This is a genomic window from Bacteroidota bacterium, from assembly GCA_018698135.1.
Classification (GTDB): Bacteria; Bacteroidota; Bacteroidia; order CAILMK01; family JAAYUY01; genus JABINZ01.
Genome location: JABINZ010000145.1, coordinates 1 through 2616, shown reverse-complemented (window position 1 = coordinate 2616; position 2616 = coordinate 1). Strand labels below are relative to the sequence as shown.

Sequence of the window (2616 nt, the reverse complement as noted above, 5' to 3'; positions counted from 1 at the left end):
TATCGAATAATTTGCTTCAGGACTAGGAAGAACAATAATTTCTTTGCTGGCCGTATCTCTACAACCAAAAGCGGTTTCTGCTATTAAAGTTAGCTCGAATGTATCCGGGTTTAAATAAATGTGGTTAACACTATCCAATGTGGATGTATCGCCATCCCCGAGATTCCAGTAGTAATTTACCCCTGACAGGTCTTCAAACCCTGTCAGGGGTTTAAGGAAGAAACTATTCTCGTTTAAGCATTGGGTGGAATCAATTACTCCAATTAATGCATCAGGCATTGGTTTTACATAAGCCTTTTTTGCTATGGATGTTTCGCATCCATAGGAAGAAGTAACAGTCAGTTTTACTTCAAATGTGTCTGCCAATTGATAGGTTTTTACAGGGTTTTGCTGGAATGAACCCGAACTGTCCCCAAAATCCCACTCATAGGTCATAGCTCCATCTACAGCATAAGAGGTATCATAAAAATGAAACTCATTTCCTAACAAGCACTGTGAAGTATCTAATATACTGAAATCTGCATAAGCATAATTACTGATCCTGATTTCCCTTTCAAATGTATCTCTTGTATTATCATAGAAAATAACCGCTTGGATCTTGTAAAGACCAGTATCGGCATAAACATGTTTAGGGAAAAAAAGCCATGAAAAGCTACTATCTCCAAATACCCAATAAACTGAATCAATATTGGTGGTGTCTTTTAAACCATAGGTTGTAGAATCTCCATAACAGCTGCTTTCTATTTTAATATCAGGGAGGTAAAAGTAGGATTGGAGGAAAGTGGGGAGCCCCATTTTTGTTCCACTAACGAAAACTATTGCTGTATCCACATAATTACAGGCAGTTCCTTTAACATTCGGATTGTTTATACATCCAAGAAAAGAGTACATTCGAGCTACATAGATTTTTTTATCCAAACCAGTTTGTAAAGCATAATACCCATGACCCCAAGAATGAGTTTTAAGTGTAATTATAGAATTCTTTATTATACTATCGATTCCTAAGCTTAAATCAATTTGGTTAACACTTTTAGTAGGACTTATAGTTGAGAAATATAGCAGAGCTTCATTAGGTGAGAACTCTACACCATACACCCCTTGAGTACGATTGGATTTTAGTTTGATGCATTTTGATACAATCCCTGTTTTATTATTAAAATCAAATATTTCAAGAATTCCATCATCTTTTATTGCACAAGCCATTTTTTTCCCTGAAGGAGAAAATTTCAACTGGCCAACTGAATTTCCTAAGTTTCCATTGCTGCTTACAGAATGCAAAGAACCAATAGATGAAAGAACAGGAGTTGTATCCAATCCAGAATTTTTTAATAAATAAGCTCTAAAGATTTTGGAATTCCATTCATGCACCATGATCCAGACAGATTTTTTATCACTATGGAAAGTGGCCGCTAATCTTTCTGTCATATTACCACAGATATATTGATTTTTCAAAATGACTTCCCCTTTGCTGTTGTCTCTCGAAATATCCAAAATATGATACCAAAATCCAGGATTAGGTCGACTAGCTCCTGAAACTGTAAAAATATAGTATAGAGTGGGATTCCCAGGTTGCGGTACAATGATAGCTCCTTGCACGCTGGTTCTGCTACTATATAATCCAAAACCATTTTTTAGCGTATCATGGTTTCTGTTCCAAACAGTTTGGCCGTCTGTATAAAACAAAAGGTTGCCGTATTTGTCAGAAATAGTAGCACCGCCATAATTGTATATTAATTTCCCATTTGTCAATACCTTGGGGTGGTTATTCTCAAATTCTAATCCGCAATAATTTCCGAAGTACCAGTTTTTAGCTTCTAATTGAGCAAAAACAATTTTAAAACTGACAAGTAGAAGCAGTAAAGTAAATATAATGCAATATTTAATGTAATGTGTTTTCATAAAATAAAATGGGTTCCGGTTTTTGCCAGAACCCATTTACATAAATTAATTAAATAATACTTTCACGACTTTGGTATTTTGTGATGAGTTTGTTACTTTAATCCCCAACCTGCCGCAAGATTGCATCTTGTGGTCATTATTCAAATGATATTTATTTATAAATTCAGTCAATGATTTCAACATTTATCAAGCCTTTCCCTCCTGAATAATCTATTGCACTACTATATTTATATTCATACGTTTCATCTACAAAACCTTCAGCCACTGGATTATTGTGTAAATAATCTAGTTTTTGTTCCATCTTCGCATTCGTGTTTAGCTCAATTGGCTGGTTGTGTTGTTGCCAGAATTGATATTTTTTATTATTGTTATTTCTTTTACCAGTTCGTTCAAACATCCAGATCATCCATTCTTTTCTGGATTCAGAAGGATTGTTTTTTATAGCATTGATAATTTCTTTAGAACTAAATTTTTTTAAATCCCTGATTATATTCTACATTTTTTCTTCTCTTGTTCCAATAATCATATGTACAGGACTTGTCATTATTACCCAAGCATAAACTTCAAGTCCTTTATTTTTTCTACAATAATTAATGCTGTCAACAATAAAATCTTTATAGGTTGACCTGGAAAAGACATCAAGCCAATATACAGTTGCAAATGATATAAAATATATTTGGCTCTGGTCATGGAACTTGTAGTTTCTGCTCATATTAC

Annotated in this window: 1 protein-coding gene and 1 pseudogene; both read right to left on the bottom strand. The window is 34.0% G+C overall.

Annotation, left to right across the window (positions count from 1 at the left end):
• Positions 1 to 1899: PKD domain-containing protein (locus HOG71_09600; GenBank protein ID MBT5991092.1), on the bottom strand; the 1899-nt coding region annotated here is incomplete at its 3' end.
• Positions 1900 to 2062: 163 nt separating this feature from the next.
• Positions 2063 to 2611 (bottom strand): annotated as a pseudogene (locus HOG71_09595) (transposase).
• Between the last annotated feature and the right edge of the window lie 5 nt (positions 2612 to 2616).